Source organism: Mesorhizobium sp. CU3, from assembly GCF_006442965.1.
GTDB lineage: Bacteria > Pseudomonadota > Alphaproteobacteria > Rhizobiales > Rhizobiaceae > Mesorhizobium.
On sequence record NZ_VFWX01000008.1, the window covers coordinates 219,034 to 240,173 of the forward strand.

Annotated in this window: 17 protein-coding genes; 10 read left to right on the forward strand and 7 right to left on the reverse strand. The window is 64.6% G+C overall.

Annotated elements, in window-relative coordinates; all coding sequences use genetic code 11:
- Positions 1-6 precede the first annotated feature (6 nt).
- The gene (locus FJ988_RS14735; RefSeq protein WP_140818845.1) at positions 7-891 is read left to right on the forward strand and encodes a helix-turn-helix domain-containing protein; all 885 of its coding nucleotides are present in this window, start codon (positions 7-9) and stop codon (positions 889-891) included.
- A 5-nt stretch (positions 892-896) separates the two neighbouring features.
- Positions 897-2,111, forward strand: a complete 1,215-nt coding sequence (locus tag FJ988_RS14740; RefSeq protein WP_246688554.1) for an MFS transporter — start codon at positions 897-899, stop codon at positions 2,109-2,111.
- Between the two features lie 453 nt (positions 2,112-2,564).
- Here the strand turns inward: FJ988_RS14740 and FJ988_RS14745 are convergent, their stop codons facing one another.
- A complete protein-coding gene (locus tag FJ988_RS14745) occupies positions 2,565-3,476 on the reverse strand; it encodes an acetamidase/formamidase family protein (protein WP_140818849.1) in 912 nt (303 codons plus the stop codon).
- 313 nt (positions 3,477-3,789) lie between these two features.
- Here FJ988_RS14745 and FJ988_RS14750 point away from each other — a divergent pair, with 313 nt between their 5' ends.
- Positions 3,790-4,266 carry a hypothetical protein gene (locus tag FJ988_RS14750; RefSeq protein ID WP_140818851.1) on the forward strand — a complete coding sequence of 159 codons (477 nt, stop codon included), beginning with the start codon at positions 3,790-3,792 and terminating at the stop codon, positions 4,264-4,266.
- Positions 4,267-4,330: 64 nt separating this feature from the next.
- Here the strand turns inward: FJ988_RS14750 and smc are convergent, their stop codons facing one another.
- The 3 genes from smc to FJ988_RS14765 form a co-directional block, all read right to left on the reverse strand.
- A complete protein-coding gene (gene smc, locus FJ988_RS14755) occupies positions 4,331-7,789 on the reverse strand; it encodes a chromosome segregation protein SMC (protein ID WP_140818853.1) in 3,459 nt (1,152 codons plus the stop codon).
- Between the two features lie 117 nt (positions 7,790-7,906).
- A complete protein-coding gene (locus FJ988_RS14760; protein WP_140818855.1) occupies positions 7,907-8,653 on the reverse strand; it encodes a DsbA family protein in 747 nt (248 codons plus the stop codon).
- Between the two features lie 154 nt (positions 8,654-8,807).
- The gene (locus FJ988_RS14765) at positions 8,808-9,317 is read right to left on the reverse strand and encodes a DUF721 domain-containing protein (protein ID WP_140818857.1); all 510 of its coding nucleotides are present in this window, start codon (positions 9,315-9,317) and stop codon (positions 8,808-8,810) included.
- A 32-nt stretch (positions 9,318-9,349) separates the two neighbouring features.
- On the opposite strand from FJ988_RS14765, the gene mutY reads away from it, so the two are divergent.
- The gene (mutY, locus tag FJ988_RS14770) at positions 9,350-10,474 is read left to right on the forward strand and encodes an A/G-specific adenine glycosylase (RefSeq protein WP_140818859.1); all 1,125 of its coding nucleotides are present in this window, start codon (positions 9,350-9,352) and stop codon (positions 10,472-10,474) included.
- On the forward strand, positions 10,471-11,082 hold the full coding sequence (locus FJ988_RS14775; protein WP_140818861.1) for an HAD family phosphatase: 612 nt from the start codon (positions 10,471-10,473) through the stop codon (positions 11,080-11,082). Before mutY ends, FJ988_RS14775 begins: the two co-directional genes overlap by 4 nt.
- A gap of 54 nt (positions 11,083-11,136) precedes the next feature.
- On the opposite strand, the gene FJ988_RS14780 is transcribed toward FJ988_RS14775, so the two are convergent.
- Complete coding sequence (locus tag FJ988_RS14780; RefSeq protein ID WP_140818863.1) at positions 11,137-12,270, reverse strand: site-specific DNA-methyltransferase; 1,134 nt, start codon at positions 12,268-12,270, stop codon at positions 11,137-11,139.
- 173 nt (positions 12,271-12,443) lie between these two features.
- Here FJ988_RS14780 and FJ988_RS14785 point away from each other — a divergent pair, with 173 nt between their 5' ends.
- Positions 12,444-13,133: an HAD family phosphatase gene (locus FJ988_RS14785; RefSeq protein ID WP_140818865.1), complete on the forward strand. Its 690-nt coding sequence runs from the start codon at positions 12,444-12,446 to the stop codon at positions 13,131-13,133.
- A 19-nt stretch (positions 13,134-13,152) separates the two neighbouring features.
- Here the strand turns inward: FJ988_RS14785 and FJ988_RS14790 are convergent, their stop codons facing one another.
- Entirely contained in the window at positions 13,153-13,896 is a 744-nt protein-coding gene (locus FJ988_RS14790; RefSeq protein WP_140818867.1) for a hypothetical protein, read from the reverse strand.
- A 128-nt stretch (positions 13,897-14,024) separates the two neighbouring features.
- Between FJ988_RS14790 and thrC the strand changes: the two genes are divergently transcribed.
- The 4 genes from thrC to FJ988_RS14810 are packed head-to-tail and all read left to right on the forward strand — an operon-like array spanning position 14,025 to position 20,234.
- Positions 14,025-15,422, forward strand: a complete 1,398-nt coding sequence (gene thrC / locus FJ988_RS14795) for a threonine synthase (RefSeq protein ID WP_140818869.1) — start codon at positions 14,025-14,027, stop codon at positions 15,420-15,422.
- Between the two features lie 14 nt (positions 15,423-15,436).
- Positions 15,437-16,729: a pitrilysin family protein gene (locus FJ988_RS14800; RefSeq protein ID WP_140818871.1), complete on the forward strand. Its 1,293-nt coding sequence runs from the start codon at positions 15,437-15,439 to the stop codon at positions 16,727-16,729.
- 17 nt (positions 16,730-16,746) lie between these two features.
- Positions 16,747-17,343: a GNAT family N-acetyltransferase gene (locus FJ988_RS14805; RefSeq protein WP_140818873.1), complete on the forward strand. Its 597-nt coding sequence runs from the start codon at positions 16,747-16,749 to the stop codon at positions 17,341-17,343.
- A 2-nt stretch (positions 17,344-17,345) separates the two neighbouring features.
- Positions 17,346-20,234 carry an EAL domain-containing protein gene (locus FJ988_RS14810; protein WP_140818875.1) on the forward strand — a complete coding sequence of 963 codons (2,889 nt, stop codon included), beginning with the start codon at positions 17,346-17,348 and terminating at the stop codon, positions 20,232-20,234.
- Between the two features lie 280 nt (positions 20,235-20,514).
- Here FJ988_RS14810 and FJ988_RS14815 read toward each other — a convergent pair whose 3' ends face one another.
- Complete coding sequence (locus FJ988_RS14815; protein WP_140818877.1) at positions 20,515-21,123, reverse strand: YqgE/AlgH family protein; 609 nt, start codon at positions 21,121-21,123, stop codon at positions 20,515-20,517.
- Between the last annotated feature and the right edge of the window lie 17 nt (positions 21,124-21,140).

Here is a 21,140-nt window from a genome sequence, read left to right on the forward strand (position 1 = left end):
AACAGGTTGGCGAAGATCTGCGGCGCTGAAAGTGCTCCTACGGTTTCATCGCGCCGCCTGCAAAACAGCAGCATGATCGCCACGCGACTGATCGTCGACGTGCCGCCGGCCGACAGAACCGCGCCGCTCCAGATCGAAGACGGGTTCATTGCGGCGATCACCTTCCAGGACGGCTACGAACGGGAGAGCTGGATCGATGGCCGCGCGCTGCCGCTTCAGCGGCCGCAGCCGGCCGGCTCGCTCTCGTTCATGGACCTGCGGATGAAGAACGAAGCGCGTTTTGCCAGTCCGGTCAATTCGGTCCAGTTCTATTTTCCCCAGCGCGCGCTGCACGCGCTTGCCGATGCCAACGAGCTGTCGCGCGCTGAGCAGATCCAGACGCAACTGTGCTGGCTCTTCCATGAGCCGGTGTTCGTCGAGTTGGGTCGGTCGTTGTTGCCCGCTTTCGAGCGGCCCGAGGAGCCGAGCAGGCTGTTCGTCGACCATGTATTGACGGCATCGGCCCTGCATCTGCTGACCGGACATGCCGGCGCGATTGCCGCGCACCGCGTCCGCAAGGGCGGGCTGGCGCCGTGGCAGCAGCGCCGTGTCATCGAACTTCTCGACAGCAATCTGTCCGGCGACATTTCCCTTGAGGACTTGGCGACGGCCTGCAAGCTTTCGGCAAGGCATTTCACCCGCGCCTTTACCCAAAGCAATGGCATGCCGCCGCATCGATGGATGCTGGGACGACGCGTGGAGCGGGCGAAGGAAATGATGACCCGGGGACGCCAGCCGATCGAGGAAATCGCGCGCCTGACCAGCTTTGCCAACCAGAGCCACTTCACTCGCGTGTTCACGCAAGTAGTCGGGGAAAGCCCTGCTGCCTGGCGCAGGGCTCGGACAAGTTGAATGCGATGGCGGCACATTCCGCGGTAACTGGTACGACGGCAACCAACGAAGTCATGGCCGGCTTGCCGGTTCTGCTGGCCGGCCTTCTCGTCAACCTTGTCTTTTCGCTGCCCCCTTATACGGCCGGCATTTTCATGGTGCCGCTTGGCGCCGAATTCGGCTGGAGCCGAGCCGAGATTTCCGTGGCCGTGACCGTGCTGACGATCGGCATGGCTGTCGGCGGCTTCGTCGTCGGCCGGATACAGGACCGGCTTGACATCCGCCTGCTCATTGCCTGCGGCATGGCTGTCTATGCCGCGGCCTACTTTGCCCTGAGCCGGATTGGCGCGAGCCTTGGCGCATTCTGGTCGATCTTCGCCGTCATGGCTGCGCTCGGGGCGATGGCGTCGCCAATGACGGTCTCGCGCATCATAGCCGACCATTTCAACGCCAGGCGAGGCTTTGCGCTTGGTTTCACGATGGTGGGCTCAGGCCTTGCCGCCCTGGTCGCGCCGCTGACGCTGGTGCCGTTCATCCATCAGCACGGCTGGCGCGCCGGTTACATCGCGCTGGGTGCTTTCGTCCTGCTGCTTGTGCCATTCGTAACGATACTGCTTGCACGCACCGGACGGGCTGAGCGGCGTGACAGTCAAGCTATCGCGGACGCGAGCCGACAGCCGGACAAGCGCGTGCTGCTGACGCTGGTCGCGGCGATCGCCTGCATCTCGCTCGCCGTCGGCGGCGCGGTCGTGCACCTGATCCCGATGCTGACAGATGCCGGACTCGAGCGCGGTCAGGTCGCTTCGCTCGCGGGTCTTGTCGGTGCGGCCGTAATCGTCAGCAGACTGGCCGTGGGTGCAATTTTCGACCGGCTATCTAGCCCCATCGTTGCCGCAACCATAATGGCCCTGGCCAGCCTCGGCTTCCTGTTCGTCAGCTTTAGCGGCCGGCATGCGCTCTATGCCGCCCCGGTGGTCGTCGGCGCTGCGCTTGGGGCGGAGCTCGACATCGCCGCCTTCCTTACGATGAGACTGTTTCCGAGATCCGCCTACAGCCGTTGCTTCGGCACGGTGTTTTTCACCTTCCAGATGGGATTGGCCATATCCCCGATCATCTACGCGCTGGCCCACGATTGGTGCGGCAACTACCAAGCTGCGCTGCAGGTCTCGACCATCCTGCTAGGTGCAAGCTCAGTTCTGTTTTCTCTGCTGCCAAGGATACGTCCTGTCGCCCCTCGATAGTTTTTGCTCCCTGCGGATGGCCGCTGCGGTCCGCCCGGCTTGCAGGTAATATCAAGCTTCGCACCATTCCGGCTTTTTGTGTTGGAAGGCCACTGCGGTGAATGACTGCCATGAGGCGCAAAGCGGCCGCCCACACCTATGTCTCCAATTTATCCTTAAACCGAATCTAGTGTCCCAATTTGTCCATAAGTATTCGCAATTTGGGCTGCGGCGCGACCCAGAAGGTTCGAAAAGCTTCCAGGAACCCCAGCCAACCGTCAAATTGTCCGACCCGGGGACATCGATAACAGCTTGTGCTTAAGGCATGAGTGTCAACGTCGTGCCGAACGGGTTGTCGCGACCCTGTCAGCCGACGGAAGCCGGCTTAGATCAGGACGAGGGTTCGTTAAATCGCCGTCCTGATCCAGCTCTTTGCTGGAGTGTGATCTTTTCCGAAGAACCGGTTCCCACTTTTCATGCTCTAGAAAGCCACCGCTTTTCGATAAGGCAAACCATCGTATAGGCAGGGTCGAACACGTTTCCGACCTGATAGCGCACAACCTGTCCCATCAGATGCGATGCAGCCGCGGCGGACAATCCATAGTCGCTGGTCAGCCAGTTGAACATGTCCGTGGTCGCATGCTGAAGGGCCTGATCCAGCGGGCGAGCGTTGCCGACCGAGAAAATATGCGTCTCGTTCTCGCCGCGAGGCCATGTCAACCTCCTGTTCTTTTCCACGCTCAGGCGCAACTCGACTTCGAAACAGGTTTCGATCCCGGTTCCGACGATCTCGCCATCGCCCTGCGTTGCATGACAATCGCCCGCGAAGAAGAGCGCGCCCTCTGCGGCAACGGGGAACCAGACGGTCGCGCCGGGCCGAAACCCGCGATAATCCATGTTGCCGCCATTCTCGGCGCTCGTCGCGGTTGAGAAAGCCTGGCCCATGGCGGGCGCCACGCCAAAGCAGCCGATCATCGGTTCGAGCGGCAACACGAAATTTTCAAGGCCTGGCGGCGGTTCCCGCAACATCACGGTGCGCTCTACCAGGTCGATCTGCCAGTCGGCTTTTTCCCGCGCCGGCAAGTCGCGGGCAGCCTCGGGGTCGACGACGTTCGCGGCCAGAGACGAGATCGTCCAGCCGGAGGGGCGGATCGGGTCCATTCGCAGGATGTCCACGCGCAGCGCGTCGCCAGGTTCGGCTCCCGTTACGAAGACCGGGCCGTTCATCGGGTTTGGTCCTCGCGTCTGCTGCTCGCCGTGCTTGTCGAAGCCCCTAGCGTCGAGCGTTTCCATCGTCACGACATCGCCGGACGCGATCGTGAGCGCCGGCGCTATCGTGCCGAGGACATTGTGCCAGATGGTGTTGACGAGCTTGTGCGTTGCCATGAGATGGCACTAGCGAAGGCGTTGCCGCGCGGCAAGTGGGCGGACGCGTCGTTGCCCAAATGGCCGGCATCGCTCTCCGGTTGCAATGCCGACCGGCGTGAAAGCCGGGAAAACCTAGCGGTTTCGCTAGTTGTGGCCGCGGATGCGGTCGGCGATGCTCAGGCGGCAGCTTTTGTCGACGGATTTCGGAAAGCATATCTCTTGGAAAGCCAAGCTCCTGGAGCAACCGATGCTCCACGCGCAGACGACGAGCTTCCTCGAATGCAGGGTGCCGGGGCGTCGGCGACAGAATCGATAAACACCGGGGGGTGCTGTGAGCTTCAAGAATGTTTTGTTCGTTATCGGCGGCGTGGTAGCGGCGTCGCCCGCCGCGGCGCAGAATGCCGTCTGCCTCAGCCAGCAATCGGGCCAGATCGACGCGGCCGCGACCCAGGCGCTCACCGATATGGCGAGCCGCAGGGATCCGCAGCTCGCGCAAGCGATGGCCGGCACTTGGTATAGCGAGACGTCGTCGCCGGACACGGGCCAGATCAGCCGCCTCTATGTCAGCTACGGCGCCGACGGCCAGATGCAGTACCAAAACCAGGTCTGCGACCAGAGCGGAGCGTGCAGTCAATACCAGGGCAGCGGCCTGTGGGCGGCAATTCCCATGGGCAACGGCAGCTTTTCCGGCATCCAGATGATCAGCGATCAGGGCCGAAACCAGGAGTGTACGGGCTTCACCGGCCGGTTCCTGGATCAGCAGACCATCCAATCCGGCGCCGGCGGTATCTCGCGGCGGGTGAACTGAAAGTCGCCGCGATCCTCGGAGAAAGTAGGAGCTCTTGTCGTGAGACGGCCTGAAGCGACCGAGCTCAGCTCGCTTCGCGCATCGCCTCGGCAGCCTGCAGGTCGACCGACACCAACTGGCTGACGCCCTGCTCGGCCATGGTGACGCCGAACAGGCGGTCCATGCGGGCCATGGTGATCGGGTTGTGGGTGATGATGACGAAGCGGGTCTCGGTCGTCTTCGACATCTCGTCCATCAGGTTGCAGAAGCGCTCGACATTGTGGTCGTCGAGCGGCGCGTCGACCTCGTCGAGCACGCAGATCGGCGCCGGGTTGGTGAGGAAGACGGCGAAGATCAGCGACATTGCCGTCAGCGCCTGCTCGCCGCCGGAAAGCAGCGTCATGGTCTGCGGCTTCTTGCCCGGCGGGCGGGCGAGGATTTCGAGGCCGGCTTCCAGCGGATCCTCGGATTCGATCAGCTGCAATTCGGCGGTGCCGCCGCCGAACAGATGCGCAAACAGGCGCTGGAAGTGGCCGTTGACCACCTCGAATGCGGCCAGCAGCCGCTCGCGGCCCTCGCGGTTCAAACTCTGGATCGCCTGACGCAGTTTTCTGATCGCTTCGATGATGTCCTCGCGCTCGGAAACGATGGTTTCGAGACGCTCCGACAATTCCTTCTGCTCTTCCTCGGCGCGCAGGTTGACGGCGCCGAGCCGCTCGCGCTCGATCTTCAGCCGGTCGAGTTGGCGCTCGATCTCGGCCATGTCGGGCATCGGATCGTCGGCCTCGAGGCCGGTATGCTTGATGACCAGATGCGGCGGCGTGTTCAGCGCCTCCTGGATGCGCGCCTCGACCTCGGCGCGGCGCTCGTCGGCGGCGGTCAGGCGCTCCTCGGCGCGGACGCGGGTTTCGCGCGCTTCGGCGAGCGACTGGATGGCGGCTGTCGCCGCCTTGTCGAGCTCGGCCTGCTTGTTCTCCGCTTCCTGCAGGCGGTCGCCCGCCGCCTGGCGCAGCGCTTCGGCCTCGGAAAGCTGCGTCAGCAACGCGCGGCGCTTGGCGTCGATCTCGTCCGGCGCATCCGCCAGGCGTTCACGTTCGGCTTCGGCTTCGGCCTTGCGCTCGCCAAGGGCGGCGATCTGCGTCGAGGCGTTCTCGGCGCGCTCCAGCCAGTTGCTGCGCTCGGCGCCGATGGCGTCGAGCCGGCGCATGCGCGCCTCTGCCTCGCGCCGCAAGCCCTCATGCACGGCGCGCGCATCGGCCAACGTGGCGCGGTCGCGCGAGACGTTGGCGGAGGCCTGTTCGAGCTGCAATTGCAGATCGCCGAGATCGGGCGCGTCCTGCAACATCGCCTCGGCTTCGAGGAAAGCAGCCTGCGTTTCCTCATGGCTGTCGACGATGCGCGCGCGGGCGTCGTCCAGGGCAGCACGGCGGTTGACCAGTTCGCCGCCGGCCTTCTCGGCCTCGGCCAGTGCGTTACGGGCGGCATCCAGGGCGTGCTGCGCGTCGCGGCCGGCCTGGCGCGCATTGCGCTCGGCTTCGCTTGCCTGGCGCATCGCCTGTTCGGCGCGCGCCAGCGCTTCCTCGGCCTCGCGCACGACGCGTGTTGCCTGCACGGCCTCGGCATCGAGCTCGGCCAAACGGTTCTTCTGCGCCAGCCGCTGCGCGGCGGCGGTCGGCGCATCGGCGCTGGCGGTCAGACCATCCCAGCGCCACAGCGCGCCGTCACGGCTGACCAGCCGCTGTCCTGGCGCCAGCAGCGCCTGCAAACGCCGGCCATCGGCGGCATCAACGATGCCGATCTGCGCCAGACGGCGCGCCAGTTGGGCCGGCGCGCTGACGACGCTGGCCAGGCTCTTCACGCCCTCCGGCAGCGCCGCGTCGCCGGGCTGTACCGCGCTCTCCCCCCAATGCACCGGCGCGCTGCGGTCGAGCGGGACATCGAGATCCTCGCCGAGTGCCGCGCCGAGCGCCGTCTCATAGCCGCGTTCGACGCTGATCTGCTCCAGCACCGACGGGAAGAGGTCGCCGCTCGCGGCATTAAGGATTTTTGCCAGCGTGCGCGCTTCGGTCTCGATGCGCGCAAGCTCGGCCCTGGCGTCCTGCAGCGGCGGCCGGGCAGCAGCCTCGGCGGCGCGAGCTTCGATCACCGCCTGCTCTGCGGCGATGGTGCCGGCCTCGCCTTCTTCGAGGCGGGCGAGCGCGTCCTCAACCAGCAGCCGCTTCTCGGCCGGATCGGGCAGGCCGGCAATGCGCGAGACGATGTCGGACAGCTCGCGGTCGACCTCAGCGAGCTGGCGGGCGAAGCGGTCGCGGCGCTCGGCGGTCTCGCGCAAGCTGCGTTCGATCTGATGGCGCGAGGCGGCCGCTTCGGCGCGTTCGGCGGTCAGCGCGGCAAGTTTGGCTTCGCTCTGCGACAGCGTCGCACCCGCCTGCTCGAAAGCGGCGCGCGTGGTCGCTTCGCGTTCGGCGGCACCGGCATTGTCCGAATTGAGCTCGGCTTCCTCGGCGCGCAGGCGCTCGAGGATGTCGGCATTGTCGCGCACCATCCGCTCTTCGCGGGCGATGTCGGCATCGAGCTGCTGCAGGCGGCGTTCGAGCTCGGTCTGGCGGGCGCGGATGCGGCCGGCCTCTTCCTCGATCTGCGTCTTGGCGATCGACAGGCGCTGGAAGGCGGCAGCGGCGGCAGCCTCGGCATCGCGCAAATCCGGCAGCCGGTGCGCGGCGATGCCCTGCTCCCGCGCCGCCGCCATCTGGGCCGCGGCGCGGTCGCCGACCAGCGTCGTGGCGACGGCAAGTGCCGAACGCGCCTCGCCTTCCTGGGTCTTGGCCAGCGTCCAGCGCAGATGCAGAAGCGTCGCCTCGGCTTTGCGGATGTCGGCGGACAGGTTCTTGAAGCGCGAAGCCTGGCGCGCCTGACGCTTCAGGCTGTCGATCTGGCCTTCCAGCTCGCCGACGACATCGTCGAGCCGCTCGAGGTTCTGCTCGGCGGCCTTGAGCCGCAACTCGGCCTCGTGCCGGCGTGTGTGCAAGCCGGAAATGCCGGCGGCTTCTTCGAGCAGCGCGCGGCGGGCCTGCGGCTTGGCCTGGATCAGCTCGCCGATGCGGCCCTGGCCGACCATCGAAGGCGAGCGGGCACCGGTCGACTGGTCGGCGAACAGAAGCTGCACGTCCTTGGCGCGGGCTTCCTTGCCGTTGATGCGGTAGAGCGAACCCGCCTCGCGCTCGATGCGGCGAGACACCTGCAATTCGTCGGCGTCGTTGAAGGCAGAGGGCGCCGTTCGGTCGCTGTTGTCGAGGAAAAGCGTGACTTCGGCGGTGTTGCGCGCCGGCCTGGTGCCGGAGCCCGAGAAGATGACGTCGTCCATGCCGGACGCGCGCATGTTCTTGTAGGAGCTTTCGCCCATCACCCAGCGCAAGGCTTCGACGAGGTTCGACTTGCCGCAGCCGTTCGGCCCGACAATGCCGGTCAGCCCGCGTTCGATGACGAACTCGCCGGGCTCGACGAAGGATTTGAAACCGAGGAGGCGAAGGCGCGAAAATTTCATTCGCGCCGCCCTTCAAGCGGGTTCCGCAAAAATGTTACGCGGTTTTGCGAAAAGAACCCGCGACAAGACAAAGCGGCCAAGGCGCCGAAGCCGGACCGCTTCGGCGCGGCCTGGATGTCAGAGCAGAGGGTCGATGATCGCCGACATTTCCTCAATCGACATCGCCCCTTTATAGGTCTTACCGTTGATGAAGAAGGTCGGCGTCGAGTCGACCTTGAACTCGTCCGCTCCGCGTTTCTGGACTGCTCTCACATCGTCCAGAAGCTTCTGGTCCGTCAAGCAGGACTCAAAGGACTCCTGTGTAAAACCGGCCAGCTTGGAGATCTGCAGCAGCGCTTCCTTGGTGTTGCTGACGCCGACCCAGCTCGGCTGCTGCTTGAACAGCACGTCGACCATGGCGAAGTAATTGTCCTTCGAGCAGCGCGCCAGCATGAAGCCGGCCTCGGCGCTCGGATCGAAGGGGAATTCGCGCAGGATGTAACGCGCCTTGCCGGTGTCGATATATTTGGTCTTCAACTCAGGGAAGGTGGTCATGTCGAAATGCGCGCAATGCGGGCAGGTCATCGAGGCATATTCGACGATGGTGACCTTGGCGTCGTCCTTGCCGAGCTGCTTTTCGGGCAGCGCGCCGGGCTTGAGCAATTCGGCCATGTCGACGTCGCCGCTCGATTGCGGAACCTGAGCCGCCGCCGGCGTGGCCGCGGACTTGGCGGGCGTCGACGGATTGGCAGGCTTCACATCGGCAGCCTTCGCCTCCTCGCCGGAGTCGCTGCATGCGGCAAGCAGCGCCACCGCAGGAACAGCGGCCAAAGTGGTCAGAACGTTTCTGCGGGACAAAGTCTTGCCAAACGGGGCACGGTTCATGCGAATCACCTGATATTCGTTTGATTTTGCAATGCAAGGACTAGAAAAGGCGAGAGTTGGCGCGAATTAAGGCATCGCGATCCCCAATCCAATCGCCAAACCTGACCATGAGCATCACGAATGCGCGAGATTGGTGACGCATTCGTGACGCTTCTTACGATCCTTTCGGCTTCTTTTCACCCATAATTGTGGCGCCGAGCCGTTCCAGCGAAGCGCGCAGGCCGTCATCCTCGATTTTACCCACCATCCGCGCGAGTTTCGATTTCTCGGCCTCGCTCAGCGGGCGAGGCGACGGCTTTGGCCGGGCCTTCTGCGACAGCACGGGCTTTTGCAGGATCTTGATGCGGCCGATGGCGTTGAAGCCGAGAAAGGCGTTGACGCGGTTGATGACCTCGCCGGCTTCGTGCTGCAGATGCAGCGCCGCCATGCCTTCGCAGGCGATGATCAGCGTCGCCGGCTCGAACGGATCGTCCTCATGCAGGCGGCGCGGCCACTGGATCTTTTCCGGGCGCGAATGGGTAGCGAGGCGCGGCCCGGCGATCTCTTCCCAGGACTGTACCAGCCCGATCGAGATGCCGGCGCGCTTCTTCAGCACCGGATCGAGGATCTCGGTCGCGAGATCGCTCACCGGAACGGGATTGCCGAAGGGCCTTTTCCCTGCCATGTGCGTTCTCCAGTCCCCAGTTCATCCGATCAATGGCACCGCTCGATCAGACCCGCAAGGCATCACCAAAGGCCGATACCGCGACGCGCCTGCTCGCCTGGTACGACGCGCACCACCGCGACCTGCCTTGGCGCGTGACGCCCGGGGCGTTCGCGCGTGGCATAAGGGCCGATCCTTATCGTGTCTGGCTATCCGAAGTGATGCTTCAGCAGACGACGGTCGAAGCGGTGAAAGCCTATTTTCGCAATTTCGTCGAGAAATGGCCGACAGTGGAAGCACTGGCGGCGGCGCCCGCCGAGGACGTGATGAAAGCCTGGGCCGGGCTCGGCTACTACTCCAGGGCGCGAAACCTGAAGGCCTGCGCCGATCTCGTGGCGCAAAGAGGCGGCCGCTTCCCAGACACCGAAGCCGGCCTGCGCGAACTGCCCGGCATCGGCGTCTATACCGCCGCCGCGATCGCGGCGATCGCCTTCGACCGGCGGGCGGCGGTCGTCGACGGCAATGTCGAGCGGGTCATGACCCGGCTCCATTCGATCGAAACGCCGCTCAGCGAGGCCAAGCCTGAAATCCGCGCGCTGGTCGAGAAACTGGTGCCGCAGGCGCGGCCCGGCGACTTCGCCCAGGCGATGATGGACCTTGGCGCGACGATCTGCACGCCGAAGCGGCCGCGCTGCATGCTTTGCCCGCTGCGCGAGGATTGCAGCGCCATCCTTTCGGGCGACCCGGAACGCTTTCCGGTCCGGTTGCCGAAGGACGACAAGCCGCTCAGACGGGGCGCCGCCTTCGTGGCCGAGCGCGACGACGGCGCGATCCTGTTGCGCAAGCGGCCGGAGAAGGGCCTGCTCGGCGGCATGACGGAGGTGCCGACGACAGGCTGGACCGCAAGGGTCGACGGCGCGACGACGGCGGATGCCGCGCCCTTCCCCGCCGATTGGCGACGCACCGGCCAGATCGGGCATGTCTTCACCCATTTCGCGCTCGAGCTGGAAATATTCCATGCCCGCATCACGGACGATGCGCCGGCAGGCCATTTCTGGTCGCCGGCGCACGAGATTTCCGGGGAGGCGCTGCCGACTGTCATGAAAAAGGCAATCGAAGCGGCGATACCGGGCGCGACGAAAAAACCGTCGCCGCACAGTGCAAAGAGGCCTGCATGACCGAAATCCGCCACATCGTGTTCGACATCGGCAAGGTGCTGATTCACTACGACCCAGACCTTGCCTTCAGCCGGCTGATCCCGGATGCCGAAGAGCGCAAATGGTTCTTCGACAATGTCTGCACGCATGACTGGAACATCGAGCAGGACCGTGGCCGGACGTGGCAGGAGGCGGAAGCGCTGCTGATCGCCGCGCATCCGGACCATGCGGAAAACATCCGTAATTTCCGCCGCCACTGGCACGAGATGGTGCCGCACGCTTATGAAGACAGCGTCGCCATCATGCTCGGCCTTATCGAGGGCGGCCACGACGTGACCATGCTGACCAACTTCGCTGCCGACACGCTTGCCGAGGCGAGGCAGCGTTTCGACTTTCTCAACCGGCCGCGCGGCGTGACTGTGTCGGCCGACATCCGCCAGATCAAGCCCGACCGCGCCATCTACGACCATCATGTCGCGGCATTCGGCCTCGATCCGTCAGCTACGCTGTTCATCGACGACAGCCAGAAGAATGTCGACGGCGCCAAGGCCGCCGGCTGGCAGGCCGTGCTGTTCACCGATGCCAAGACGCTTAAAGCGGACCTTGAGCGGTTCGGGATTGCGGCCTGAACTGAATCGCTTGCGACGATCCGTTGAAGCTCTGATTCAACGGCAGTCTACGGCTCAGGCCCCTGCCCGCTCCATCCCCAACCGGGCGATGCGCCGCAATTCGTCGATCGGGGTGAGGCCACCTGAGCGCTCATAGTGCCAGAAGGTCCAACCGTTGCAGGCATCCAGCCCCTGCACCTCGGCGCCGATCTTGTGGATCGAGCCGGCGCTGTCGCCGATCGCCAGCGTCCCGTCGGCGCGCACTTTTGCCGCCCAGCGCTTCTTGGCGTCGTAGAGCGTGGCGCCAGGCTGCATCAGGCCGGTGTCGATCAGGCTGATGAAGGCGACGCGCGGCTCGGCGCGCTTGCCTGACAGGACAGTGAGGTCGGCGTCCTCCAGCGGCCGCACGGCGGCGATGCGCTCGTTGGCGGCGTCGATATAGCCTTGCTCGCGCTCGATGCCGACGAAATGGCGGCCGAGGCGCTTGGCGACGGCGCCCGTGGTGCCTGAGCCGAAGAAGGGATCGAGCACGACATCGCCCGGCTTGGTCGAGGCCATCATGATGCGGGCGAGCAGCGCTTCCGGCTTCTGCGTCGGATGCAGCTTGTTGCCGTTCTCGTCCTTCAGGCGCTCGCCGCCGGTGCAGATCGGGAACAGCCAGTCGGAGCGCATCTGCAGATCGTCGTTCGAGGCCTTCAGCGCTTCATAGTTGAACGTGTAGCCCTTGGCCTTCTGGTCGCGCGAGGCCCAGATCATCGTCTCATGCGCGTTCTGGAAGCGGCGGCCGCGGAAATTCGGCATCGGGTTGGTCTTGCGCCAGACGACGTCGTTGAGGATCCAGAAGCCAAGGTCCTGCATGCGGGCGCCAACGCGAAAGATGTTGTGGTAGGAGCCGATGACCCAGATCGTGCCGTTCGGTTTCAGGACGCGGCGCGCGGCGAGCAGCCAGGCGCGGGTGAAGGCGTCATAGGCCTCGAAACTTTCGAACTGATCCCAGTCATTGTCGACGGCGTCGACTTTGGACTGGTCAGGCCGGTGCAGATCGCCGTCGAGCTGCAGATTGTAGGGCGGGTCGGCGAAGATGACGTCGATCGACTTTTCCGGCAGCCGGTCGAGTGCGGCGACGCAGTCGCCCTTCAGGATGGTGTCCAGCCATTCGGCCCGCTGGGGAGCGTGGGAAAGCTCGTCGACAAGACGCATGGCAGACATCAAAACACCCAAAGGAACGCGTTACAGTTTTACTGGCTGTTATGGTTACCGATCAGCGTAAACATTCGGTGAAGGCTTGCCGTTGAGCTTACTCGGTTTGCGCGGACCGGCCCATTGGTGTATGCCGCGCCGCTTGAGCCGTCAGGCCTTCCCCCAAACGACCCCGGATAGCTATGCCCCAGCCAGATCTTGTCATTTTCGATTGCGACGGCGTGCTCGTCGATTCCGAAATCATCGCCGCGCGCATCGAGGCTGAGCTGATCACTCTGGCCGGTTATGAAATCTCGGCCGAGGAGATTGCCGAGACCTATGCCGGGCTGACCTTCAAGGACATATTGATGCGGATCGAGGAGAAGTCGCAGATCCCGTTCCAGGCTTCGCTGATCGACCGCGCGGAAGAGTTGGTCGAGCGCAAGCTGCGCGCCGACGTGCGCATCATTGACGGCGCGCGCGAGGCGGTGGCCGCCGTCACCGCGCCGCGCGCCGTCTGTTCCAATTCCCCCAGGGAACGGGTCGAGTTCATGCTGGAGAAAGTGCGGCTTCTGCCCTTCTTCGCCGGCCACATCTATTCAGGCCTCGACATTCCGAGCAAAAAGCCCAAGCCGGCACCGGACGTGTTCCTTTATGCCGCCGAAAAGCTCGGCGCCAAACCGAAGGACACATTCGTCATCGAGGATTCCGTGCACGGCGTCACCGGCGCCAGGGCGGCCGGCATGCGCGTCATCGGGTTCACCGGCGCCGCGCACAGCTATCCCGGCCACGCCGACACGCTGACCGAAGCCGGCGCCGAGACCGTCATCCGCCGCTGGGCGGAACTGAACAGCACGATCGCGGCGCTGTCGGAGTGGTCTGAAGACGCCTGAGCCAGGCGCCAAGACGGCGTCAGTTCGTCGCCGGAGCGCGCTTCTTCCTCTTGCCCTTCGACTTGTCGGCCGGCGCCGGCGTATTCTCGTCATAGCCGGCATAGGCCTGGTAGTCGCGCGCGGTCGGCTCCGGCACGACGACATTGGTGTCGGTGAAGACGAACTGAGTAGCGGCCGAGGGGTCGGTCACCTGCACCTGGTACTGATGCAACTGCGAATAAAGCACGTCATTGCCATGCTGGACGGCGATGCGGATCGGCATGGTGACGGTGCCGGGGGCGAACATCGGGCCTGGCACGACCTTGCCGGCAACCGCGATCTTCATCGACAGCTGGCCGTCGGCATGCGTGCAGTCGCGCGTCATGTCGGTAATCGAGGCTTGATAGATGATCTTGGACGGATCGTGATTAGGATCGACGGGCTGGCCGTTAGGCCCGGCCTGCGCGGCAGCCGCGGCTGCCTGGGCCTCGGCTTCGGCCGCGGCGTCGCCCTTTTTCTTCTTGGGTTTCGCGGTCGCGCCCTTGGCATAGGTGTTGAAGAAGGCGGTGCCGTCGCGCAGCGTCACCTTGGGGCAGTAGGCGCGCAACTGGCTGGCCAGCACCTTCGGGTCCTGCGGCGGTATCGGTGCTGTCGGATCGGGCTTCTTGCCGATGCCGAGGTTCAGTATGCCATTGTCGCCGGATTGGCAGCCGGCGGCGGCAAGCATAAAGCCACTGAGCGCCAGACCCGCGACAAGACGACGGTTGACCGAATAAAACGCCATGAAACTGCACTTCCCTCTCACAAAGCCGGTGACGTATAGCAACCGCGCGGCAAAAATGCGACTGAGCCGGCTCGGAAAATTAACCAATTGCCGTGGATGACGCGAACGGCAGCAATGGGCCCTTTACGATGCAATATGTGAGTACCCGCGGGGATGCGCCCGTGCTTGGATTTTCCGACGCGGTGATGGCCGGGCTGGCGCGCGATGGCGGGCTTTATGTGCCCGGCGAATGGCCGCAATTCCCCGCCGCCGACATCCGCGCCATGCGCGGCCTTGCCTATCCGGAGCTGGCGATCCGCGTCTTGACGCCGTTTCTCGGCGGCGAGATTTCAGCGCCCGTCTTCGAGCGGCTGGTGCGCGAGGCCTATGCGACGTTCCGGCACGAAGCCGTCTGCCCGCTGGTGCAGACCGGCAAGAACAGCTTCGTGCTGGAGCTGTTCCACGGCCCGACGCTCGCCTTCAAGGACGTGGCGATGCAATTGCTGGCCCGGCTGATGGATCATGTGCTTGCCGAACGGGGCCAGCGCGCCACCATCGTCGGCGCAACCTCCGGCGACACCGGGGGCGCGGCGATCGACGCCTTCGCCGGCCGCGACCGCACCGACATCTTCATCCTCTTCCCGCACGGCAAGGTCTCGCCGGTGCAGCAGCGGCAGATGACCACCTCCAAGGCTGCCAATGTCCATGCGCTGTCGATCGAAGGCAATTTCGACGACTGCCAGGGCCTAGTGAAAGACATGTTCAACGACCACGGTTTTCGCGACCGGGTCTCGCTGTCGGGCGTCAATTCGATCAACTGGGCCCGCATCATGGCCCAGATCGTCTATTATTTCTCGTCCGCCGTGTCGCTCGGCGCGCCGGACCGGCCGGTGTCGTTCACGGTGCCGACCGGCAATTTCGGTGACATTTTCGCCGGTTATGCTGCCAAGCGCATGGGATTGCCGATCGAGCGGCTGATCATCGCCACCAACGACAACGACATCCTGGCGCGCACGCTTTCGAGCGGCGAATACCGCACCAAGGGCGTGTTCGCGACGACCTCGCCGTCGATGGACATCCAGGTGTCGTCGAACTTCGAACGCCTGCTGTTCGAGGCGGCGGGGCGCGATGCGGCGACGGTCCGGCGCTACATGAACGGGCTGAAGCAATCCGGCGCCTTCACCATCGAGGCGGGCGAGCTAGCACGCATCCGCGCCGAGTTCGATGCCGGCCGCGCCGGTGTCGACGAGGTCGCCGCCACCATCCGCTCGACGCTCGAAAAGAGCAGCTACCTGCTTGATCCGCACACCGCCGCCGCCGTGCATGTCGCCGCAGCGCAAACCGACAGCGCGGTGCCGATGGTGGTGCTCGGTACCGCGCATCCGGCGAAATTCCCGGCCGCCGTCGAGGCCGCCAGCGGCGTCAATCCGGCGCTTCCCGCCTGGCTCGACGGCTTGATGACAGCCGACGAAAAATACACGATACTTCCCTCCGACTTGAAAATGGTGGAAGATTACGCGAACCGCCACACGCGGGCGGCGCGCTAGGGAGTACTTGCCATATGGGTGTTGAGGTAAGCCGTCTGTCGAACGGCCTGACAGTCGCCACCGAAACCCTTCCAAGCATCGAATCGGTTGCCATGGGCGCCTGGGTCAAATCCGGCGCCCGCAATGAACGCGATGAAGAGCATGGCATGGCCCATCTGCTCGAGCACATGGCGTTCAAGGGCACCAAGCGCCGCAGCGCTTTTCAAATTGCTTCGGAAATCGAGAATGTCGGCGGCGAGATCAACGCCGCCACCAGCGTCGAGACCACCTCCTACTATGCCAGGGTGCTTTCGGACGATGTGCCGCTGGCCGTCGATATCCTGTCCGACATCCTGCAGGAATCGGAATTCGACCCGGAAGAGCTGGAGCGCGAGCAGCATGTGATCCTGCAGGAGATCGGCGCCGCGCACGACACGCCCGACGACATCGTCTTCGACCGCTTCACCGAAACCGCCTTCCGCCACCAGACCATCGGCCGCTCGATCCTCGGCACGCCGGAAACGGTCAAATCCTTCACCTCCAAGCAGTTGCACGACTTCATCGAGCGGCAATACAGCGCCGACCGCATGGTGGTCGTGGCCGCCGGGGACGTCAAACACGACGCTTTCGTGCGCGAGGTCGAGAAACGGCTCGGCGGCTTCCGCGCCAAGGCCGAAAGCAACATTCCGCAATATGCGCAATATGTCGGTGGCGATTTCCGCGAGGATCGGGACCTGATGGATGCGCAGATCGTGCTCGGCTTCGAGGGCCGCGCCTATCACGTGCGCGACTTCTACGCCTCACAGGTGCTGTCGATGATTTTAGGCGGCGGCATGTCCTCCAGGCTTTTCCAGGAAGTGCGCGAGAAGCGCGGCCTCTGCTACTCGGTCTACGCCTTCCACTGGGGCTTTTCCGACACCGGCATTTTCGGCGTGCATGCCGCGACCGGGCAGAGCGACATCGCCAAGCTGGTGCCGGTGATCATCGACGAATTGCAAAAGGCCGGCGAAAGCATCGAGCAGGAAGAGCTCGACCGGGCGCGCGCGCAGTATCGCGCGGGCCTCATCATGTCGGCCGAAAGCCCGGCCAGCCGCGCCTCGCAGATCGCGCGGCAGCTGCTTTTGTTCGGGCGGCCGATCGCCAAGGAGGAATTGATGGAGCGGCTTTCGGCGCTGACCGTCGAGCGGCTCACCGATTTGTCGTCGCGGCTGTTCTCGACCAAGCCGACGCTCACCGCGGTCGGCCCCGTGGGCACGCTTGCGCCCTACGAGGCAATCCTCGAATCGCTTGCGGGTCCGCAGACGACGGCCCGCCGGCTAGCCGTCTGACCTCAGTTCTAAGAGCCGTGTTCGCGCTCCCTTTCTTTCGCCGCGACCTGCCGGCGCTGAAGGGCGACAAGGTCACACTGCGCGTGCCCTTCACCAACGACTACCGCGAGTGGTCCACCGTACGGGGCGAAAGCCGCGCCTTCTTGGAACCCTGGGAGCCGCGCTGGCAGCCGGACGAGCTCGACCGCACCGCCTGGCGGCTGCGCATCAGCCGCTACCGCGAGGACTATGCGCAAGGCACGGCGATCGCCTTCTTCATCTTCGAGAAATCGAGCGGCAAGCTGGCCGGCGGCATCACGCTCGGCAACATCCGCCACGGCGTCGCGCAAAGCGGCCATGTCGGCTACTGGATCGGCGAGCGTTTCGGCGGCCGCGGCCTGATGACCGACGCCGTCAGGCTGGTGTCGCGCTTCGCCTTCGATACGCTCAGGTTGCACCGGATCGAAGCTGCCTGTATTCCCGACAACGCCCGATCGATCCGCGTGCTTGAAAAAGCCGGATTCCGGCGCGAAGGACTGCTGCGATCCTATCTCAGGATCAACGGCGTCTGGCAGGATCACTACCTCTACGCCCGGATCGCGGACGATCCGCCGGGCGATGGAACGAAGGGCTGAATGTGACGAATTTCTCGCGATTCGCGTCGCTGTTCGCCCTTATCCTGGCGGTCATCATCAGTTTTTCCGCTGCCGTGCCGGCATTGGCCGTCGAGCCGATCAAGATCGCGCGCGACGACAAGGCGCTCGACCTGTCGCGCGCCGTCGAGATCTACCGGAACCAGGGCGACAATTTCCAGGTTTCGACAGCGCCCGGCCCGGACGGCATCGTGCGGCGCATCGAGGTCGAGGCCAATGACGCGCGCTCGAGCGGGGACTGGGCCGTCTTTGCGCTAGCCAACACCACAGACCAGCAGCTCGACCGGCTGATCGTGGCGCCGCATTTCCGACTGGTGAATTCCGGCATCTTCTGGCCCGACCTCGGTTCGACCCGCATCGTGGCGATCACGCCCAGCGAAGGTTTCGCGCTCGATCGCCAGAGCAGCCCCGACGCCGACGTCTTCCGGGTGACGCTGAACCCCGGCACTGTGGTGACCTTCATTGCCGAGCTCGCTTCGCCGAAGCTGCCGCAGGTCTATCTGTGGGAGCCGGATTCCTACAAGGACTCGGTCAATTCCTACACGCTGTTCCGCGGCATCGTCATCGGCATCGCCGGGCTTCTGGCGCTGTTTTTGACCATTCTGTTCGTGGTCAAGGGCACCTCGATGTTCCCGGCCACGGCAGCGCTCGCCTGGGCGGTGCTGGCCTATATCTGCGTCGATTTCGGTTTCCTCAACAAGGTCATCGAGATATCGCCCGGCAACGAGCAGATATGGCGGGCGGGTACGGAAGTCGCGCTTGCCGGCACCTTCGTCGTCTTCCTGTTCGCCTATCTCAACCTCAACCGCTGGCACGGCCATTTCAGCTATGGCGCGCTGGTCTGGATCCTCGGTCTGCTGCTGATCGCGGGCGTCGCCATCGTCGATCCGGCGGTCGCCGCCGGCATCGCCCGCATCTCGTTTGCCGCCACCGCGCTGACCGGCCTCGGGCTGATCATCTTCCTCGGCATCCGTGGCTATGACCGCGCCATCATGCTGGTGCCGAGCTGGGTGATGGTGCTCCTATGGCTATGCGGGTCGTGGATGGCGATTACCGGCATGCTCGACAACGACATCGCGCAGCCGGCACTGGGCGGCGGGTTGATCCTGATCATCCTTTTGATCGGCTTCACCGTCATGCAGCATGCCTTTGCCGGCGGCGGGGCGCATCAGGGCCTGTTCTCAGACCTCGAGCGCCAGGCGCTGGCCGTTGCCGGCTCGGGCGACATCGTCTGGGACTGGGACGTGCTGCGCGACCGCGTGGTGACCAAGCCCGACATCAGCCTGCAGCTTGGTCTCGCGCCCAACAGCCTGGGGGGGGCCGCCCGCAACTGGCTGCCGGTGCTGCATGCCGACGACCGCGACACCTTCCGCACCACGCTCGACGTGGTGCTCGAACACCGGCGCGGCAAGGTCTCGCAGAATTTCCGCCTGCGCGGCGCGGATGGCCATTATCACTGGTTCTCGCTGCGCGCCCGCCCGGTGATCGGCTCCGACGGCGAGGTGATCCGCTGCGTCGGCACAATGGTCGACGTCACCGAGCAGAAAAAATCCGAGGAAAGGCTGCTGCACGACGCCGTGCACGACAACCTGACCGGCCTGCCGAACCGCGAATTGTTCATGAACCGGCTGGAGGCGATCATCTCGATCGCCCGCACCGAGGACAAGGTGCGTCCGACCGTCTTCATCATCGACATCGACCGCTTCAAGCAGGTCAATGACGGGCTCGGCATCTCGGCCGGCGATACCATCCTGCTCACTGTCGCGCGGCGCCTGCATCGGCTCCTGAAACCCAAGGATTCGCTGTCGCGCTTTGCCGGCGACCAGTTCGCGCTGATGCTGCTCTCCGAACAGGACCCCGCCCGCATCGCCGCCATGGCCGATGCCATCAAGCATGCGATCAACAATCCGATCACCTTCGCCAAGCGCGAGATCGTGCTGACCGCCTCGATCGGCCTGATCACCTGGACGACGGCGCAGAGCTCGGCAGAGGACATGGTCAAGGACGCCGAGCTTGCCATGCACCAGGCCAAGCGCTTCGGCGGCGACCGCATCGAGCCGTTCCGGCCGGCCTTCCGCACCGTCGGCACCGACCGGCTGCAATTCGAATCCGACCTTCGCCGCGCCATCGAGCGACGCGAGTTCACGCTGGCCTACCAGCCGATCGTGCGGCTGGAGGACGGCACCGTCGCCGGCTTCGAGGCCCTGTTGCGTTGGGACCACCCCAGGCGCGGCATGATCCCGCCGGGCGATTTCATCCCGGTGGCGGAAAATTGCGGGCTGATCGTGCAACTCGGCCTGTTCGCCATGCAGCAGGCGGCCGAGGATCTCGCCACCTGGCAAAAGCAGATCGGCGATGCGCCGCTGTCGGTCTCGGTCAATCTTTCCAGCCGGCAGTTGATCCGCCGCGACCTGGTCAGCGACGTGCGCTCGGTCATCGCGCGCGCCAATCTGAAGCCGCGCTGCTTCAGGCTGGAGCTCACCGAATCCCTGGTCATGGACAATCCCGAGCAGACCGCGCATGTGCTGACCAAGCTCAAGCAGCTCGGCATCGGGCTCTCGCTCGACGATTTCGGTACCGGCTATTCGTCGCTATCCTACCTGACGCGCTTCCCCTTCGACACGATCAAGATCGACAAGAGTTTTGTCGACGACGCGACGCCGAAGCGCGCCGTGCTGCTCAAATCCATGGTCAACATGGCGCATGAGCTGGGCTTGTCCGTGGTCGCCGAAGGCATCTCCGACGAAAGCGACGCGCTGGAACTGCGCCAGATGGGCTGCGAATATGTGCAGAGCTTCATGTTCGGCGCGCCGATGCCCGGCGATCAGGTGCTGAAGACGCTGAGGGAGCAGTATCCGCTGACGCAGGCTTAGGTCAGGAATGCCTGGTGCAACCTGTCGTTCTGGTGGAGCAACAGAGCCCTTTGCGATTGGCCGTGGCACCCATCACGGTCGTCATCCTCGGGCTTGACCCGAGGATCCATGCCGCGACGTTAAAGCGTTGAAAACGGTGCAGAATTCTGCACCGTTGCACTCTATGGTCGATGGAACGGCATGGATCCTAGGGTCTGCGCGCGTCGCTACGCTCCTTGCTCCGCCCTAGGATGACGAAGTTCGAGGGGCTTCGGCCAACCTCGAAGGATGACGTAGGCGCTTAAGCGTGCCCCGCCGCTGCGCTCAGATGCGCGAGGTCGATGCCGATCGAGGCGAGGATGCGGTCGTATTTGCGCTCGATGTCGGTGTCGAACAAGAGTTCGGGCGTCGCCGGGCAGGTCAGCCAGCCATTCTCGGCGATCTCGGTTTCGAGCTGGCCGGCGCCCCAGCCGGAATAGCCGAGCGCCATCAGCGCGTGGCGCGGCCCGCGCCCTGTCGAGATGGCGCGCAATATGTCGACCGTGGCGGTCAGGCAGATGTCGTCGGAGACGTTGAGCGAGGATTCCACACGGTAGTCGCCGGAATGCAGCACGAAGCCGCGGCTGCGGTCGACCGGTCCGCCATTGCGCACGACGAAATCGCGCGTATGCGCCGGCAGGCGGATCGCTTCCTGCTCGTTCATGATGCCGAGTTGCACAAGCAGGTCCGGAAACAGCATCTGCTGGGTCTGGTTGATGATGAGGCCCATCGCGCCCTCGTCGCTGTGGGCGCAGATGTAGATGACGGAGCGCGCGAAGCGGTCGTCCTTCATGCCGGGCATGGCAATCAGGAACTGGTCGTCGAGGAAGCCGCGTCCGGCGGCCGCCTTCTTGTTGCGCAGCAAGTCCATAAATGAGAGCGTAACCC